Source organism: Marinobacter sp., from assembly GCF_041686475.1.
Taxonomy (GTDB): Bacteria; Pseudomonadota; Gammaproteobacteria; order Pseudomonadales; family Oleiphilaceae; genus Marinobacter.
Genome location: NZ_JAWLDU010000114.1, coordinates 1 through 4,485 on the forward strand (window position 1 = coordinate 1; position 4,485 = coordinate 4,485).

Below are 4,485 nucleotides of genomic sequence, written 5' to 3' on the forward strand. Positions count from 1 at the left end.
ACCGGTATGGACACGTTGTCCCGGGTTACCCTGGCTTCCTGGCTGCTGGTATTAGCCGCGGACACGGCATTGCGGATATCATCGACGGTCAGGTTGAAACCCGCCAGCAACGCCGGGTCAAAGCGGACATCAACCCGATCCGGGATGCCGCCGGTGGTGTAGACATCCCGGGTGCCCGGGACCCGTTTCAGGGCCACTTCCAGCATGTGGGCCAGGCGGGTGAGTTCCTCGCCGGTTTGACCATTGGCCGGATCGTACAACGTCAGGGTCATGACCGGAACGTCATCGATGCCTTTGGGCTTGATCACCGGCTGGCTTGCGCCAAGGTTGGCGGGCAACCAGTCCTGGTTCGAATACACCTGGTTGTAGAGCCGGACCAGTGCTTCCTGGCGTGGAATACCCACCTCGAACTGGACCGTAATCACCGCCCTGCCCTGGCGAGACACGGAATAGACGTGCTCCACGCCTTCGATCTCGCTCATCACCTGTTCGGCGGGCGTGGCGATGGCGCTTTCCACCTCGCGGGTGCTGGCGCCAGGAAAAGCCACCATGATATCGGCCATGGTGACGTCGATCTGGGGCTCTTCCTCTTTCGGGGTGACCACCACCGCCAGCACACCAAGTATGATCGCGAGAATGGCGAGCAGGGGCGTGAGGTGATTGTTCTGGAAAACCCGGGCAATAGCTCCAGATGGACCGACGGGGGGTAAATCACGGCTCACTGGGGCGACTCCTCACCCGAACCTTTGACCAGATTCAGGCGCTCACTGCCCACCAGCCCGGAAGGGTTTGTGACGACGCGTTCGCCTTCGCTCAGGCCCGCCAGGATCTCGAGCCTGCCGTCATCCCTCACCCCGGTGCGTACCTGGCGCAGCCGCGGCCGGTCCTGATCATCCAGCACAAACACCGCCCTCAACTCGCTGCGCTGAACCAGGCTGCTGGCGGGCACCCAGAGCGCCTCGCGGCTGGCAACCGGCACGCCCACTTTCACCAGCATGCCGGGAAACAGGGCCCCGTTGGGCTCATTCAGGCGCATCCGCAGGCGAAACGTGTGGGTTTGCGGGTTGGCATAGGGGTAGAACGTCATCTCACCGGTTTCCAGCACCCGACCATCGGCGAGGGTAACCCGTGCCTGCCGCTCGGTACGGGCCAGTTCGGCGTACTTCTGTGGCAGGTCCACTACCACGCGAAGCTGCTCCAGGGACAATCCGCTGAGGAGAGGTTGACCGAGATTTACGGACTCCCCCACCTCCACATGGCGTTCGGTGAGAATGCCACCGTAGGGCGCTTCCACCCGGGTATAGGACAACTGCTCCCGGGCTTCGGAAACGGCGCCAGTGGCGCGTTCCACTCGTGCCTGCGCTGCAGACAGATTGTTACGCGCCTGATCGAACTCCTGGCGGGACACCAGGCCCCGTTCGTGAACCGCTTCGATGCGATCAAACTGTTGCCGCGCATCGGACAGCGATGCTTCCGCCTCCTCCAGTCCCGCCTGCGCCTGACGAAGCCTGGAGCGCTGTTCACTGTCCTCCAACTGAACGATCAGGTCCCCGGCGGCAACCGAGTCATCAACATCATAAGGCAGGCTGCGAACAGCCCCGCTGGTCTGGGCAGAGACGGTGCTTTGCTGAACCGCCTCGATAACGCCGTCCAGATGAATGGTTTCATGGAAACTGCGCCGTTCAACCGGTTCCGCGGCCGGCTGTGCCGCTGCCAGCAAAGGTATCATCGTTAACAGAGTGAACAGAACGCGACCGGGATGCCCCATGCCAACCTCACAGAATAGTTATAAGATTATTCCATTTATTTACCAAAGTTTAACAGGTGGCTGAAAGCCTTACATTGAGCATGGACAAAAAAAGCCCCGAATGGAGGCGTGGGTTCCACACGGGGCGCAATGGTGCCCGCCTGCTATAAGGAGCGGGCCACCGCCATGACTCTGTTCTGAACGACGTCAGCCGACCAGCGTTTGCGGACTTACCACCTGGCTGTCAACGCGGCACGCAGGGTGCGCCCTGGCTCATTGACCCGCACAGCCTCCGGATTGAACGGATCCGTGTTGGCCCGGCTAACATGGGGCGCCCAGGTGTTATCAGACAGGTTTTCCACAGCCCAGCTCAGGCTCAGGCTATCTGCCAGCGGGTGACTGCCGGAAAGATTAAGCACGCCATAACCCGGTGAGGTACCGGGGTCCTGACCGGACTCGAGGTCAACGCGGTCCTGCCGGCGAGCGAGCACCCATTCCAGTTCGACGACGTGGCCAAGATTTTGCCAACCAACTGTCTGGACAAACTGTACGGGAGGAATCTGGGGCAAGGATTTGTCGTCGTCACGGTTTTCACCCCGGACAAGCGCCAGGCTGCTGTTGACACTCCAGGCACCGTTGCTCCATCCTAACTCGCCCTCTGCACCAAGCAGGCGGGCATCAATATTACGGTAGACGCTGACCTGGTCGCTGTTTCGGGTACGGAGTACAAAATCATCCACCTGATCAACCCACACCGCAGGGCGCCAGTGCCAGCCATTGCTGCGACCCGGCATGGCCAGTTCAATCTTGTGATGTTTCTCGGTGTCCAGGGCCGGGTTACCCACCCAGCGCTTTGAGGAGTCCATGTTGTTCCAGCTTGCAATATACCGCTCAGTCACGCCCGGGCTGCGAACACTGTGACTCGCCGTAACCACCATCGACTGGATGGAAGAGAAGCGCCAGTCGCTACTGATAAAGCCACTGACATTGTCATCGGTAACGTCGGTATTGGTGGTGCCGTATACCGATTCATAGGTCTCTGCGGCTGACATGGCCATCATGCCGCTGCCGAACTCCTTGCCGGAGGCAGAGGCAGACATATCAACACGGTCGTACCGAACTCCCCCGCCCAGCTGCAGCGAAGGTGCCACCCGATAGAACCGCTCGGCAAAGACACCGAAGCGGTCGCGATCCACATCGGGCCAGAGCACGGAGGTAAGACTATCGAGACTGGCACCGCCAAATCGCTCCGCGTGCCAGTTGTTGGTTTCAACATCGGCCCCGATCGCCCAGTCGGTTACGGCATCCGGACTTTGATCCAGGGTCATTCGCAGGCCCCGGGTTTCCGTTTCCGATGCGGTCAGCATTTTCATACCGGATTCGCGAAGGCTGAAATTATCCATGATGTGGTCCACGTCTGCCTGCCAGGCCAGCAGGTTCCAGTCTCCGCTGGCCACTGGCGAGCCCAGTTCCAGCCGAAGAATGTCGGTATCAGTTTCCGGGGCATCCATGCCAGAGCCGGCGTACTTTACATCCCTTTCTTCCTGGCGGCTTACCAGGCCCTTGATGTAAAAACCGTTATCCGCTTTCCAGGCCGCATCCATCCGCGCCTCAGCATTTTTGTAAGCACTGCGAACCTCGTTGCCATCACCATCTTCATAGTCATCCGCCTCATCATAGCCACCGGCCAGCCTCAGCCAGCCACGCTCGCTGCCAACAGCGACTCCGCTGTTAACCAGTTTGCCATTACCGTTGTCAGCGCCTCCCGCCGTCAGGTGCCCGGTTGTCCCGGAACCATTGAACGCCGGGGCAGCGGTGGTCGCGATCACCTGCCCTCCGGTGATCGGGCCCCAGCGCAGGGTCTGGTTGCTGGTGCGTACTTCCAGCAAAGGCGCCAGTGCCACACTCAGGCGGCTGGTTGGCGGATCCATGCGATTGGGGCAGGCGCCCTCCACACGGATGCCATCCAGAAGTACGTCGACCCGTTCCTGGCTCTGGCCACGCACCACGGGGTCGAGCCCTCGGCCACCCATGCGGGAAAGCGATACCGAGGGATTGCCGGACAAGCGCGCCACAGGCTCCGGTTTCATCGACGCTTCATTCAGCCGGGCAGTTTCGGACGAGCGTCCTTCAGTAACCCTTATCAAAGGTTCGCTGGACGGTTCAGGCCCCGCGTGAACAAGCGGAATAACAACGAAACCGGCCATGCTCAGGCCTACACAACGGGCAAGGTGTCTGATAACCATTTGCGAGGGGTCCTTATCGGTGCGCGAATCACTCAGGGATGTTTTAAAACCTGCCGAAGTTTAATCCGCCGCACGCCCTAGGGCTTGAGACACAATGCCGCACCCCTTTGGGGTTATCCCCACGGCGCCAAGCAAATACCTCTATGCCTCACTTGCCAACAACTGCTCCATTGTGGTGCAATCAGTGCCCTTTTTTGGCCGACTGGATTTCTGCCCAGTCTTCAATACGCGCATTCCGAGAGACCTCCCATGACAGCAGCACTTGATGAAAAGCTGGAACCGATCTTCCAGGACGTACTACACCGCAATCCCGGCGAAAGCGAATTTCACCAGGCTGTCCATGAGGTTCTTGAAACACTGGGGCCGGTCCTGGTGAAGTACCCGGAGTTTGCCGACAAGAAAATCATCCAGCGCATCTGTGAACCCGAGCGCCAGATCATTTTCCGCGTACCCTGGCAGGACGACAGCGGCGAGATCCACATCAACCGCGCC

The 4,485-nt window shown here is 60.1% G+C and carries 3 protein-coding genes and 1 pseudogene; 1 reads left to right on the forward strand and 3 read right to left on the reverse strand.

Going from position 1 to position 4,485, the window contains the following annotated elements; genetic code table 11:
• From ACESMB_RS14775 to ACESMB_RS14785, 3 genes are all read right to left on the reverse strand, one after another.
• Positions 1-722: efflux RND transporter permease subunit (locus ACESMB_RS14775; protein ID WP_372971961.1), on the reverse strand; the 722-nt coding region annotated here is incomplete at its 3' end.
• A complete protein-coding gene (locus ACESMB_RS14780) occupies positions 719-1,768 on the reverse strand; it encodes an efflux RND transporter periplasmic adaptor subunit (RefSeq protein ID WP_372971962.1) in 1,050 nt (349 codons plus the stop codon). The genes ACESMB_RS14775 and ACESMB_RS14780, both read right to left, overlap by 4 nt.
• Before the next feature lie 209 nt (positions 1,769-1,977).
• Positions 1,978-3,993: a TonB-dependent receptor domain-containing protein gene (locus ACESMB_RS14785; RefSeq protein ID WP_372971963.1), complete on the reverse strand. Its 2,016-nt coding sequence runs from the start codon at positions 3,991-3,993 to the stop codon at positions 1,978-1,980.
• 249 nt (positions 3,994-4,242) lie between these two features.
• On the opposite strand from ACESMB_RS14785, the pseudogene ACESMB_RS14790 reads away from it, so the two are divergent.
• A pseudogene (locus tag ACESMB_RS14790) lies at positions 4,243-4,485 on the forward strand (glutamate dehydrogenase); the annotation flags it as partial.

Coding starts and splice junctions, on each gene's coding strand:
- ACESMB_RS14785 (WP_372971963.1), bottom strand. CDS start 3,993: ATGGTTATCAGACACCTTGCCCGTTGTGTAGGCCTGAGCATGGCCGGT.
- ACESMB_RS14780 (WP_372971962.1), bottom strand. CDS start 1,768: ATGGGGCATCCCGGTCGCGTTCTGTTCACTCTGTTAACGATGATACCT.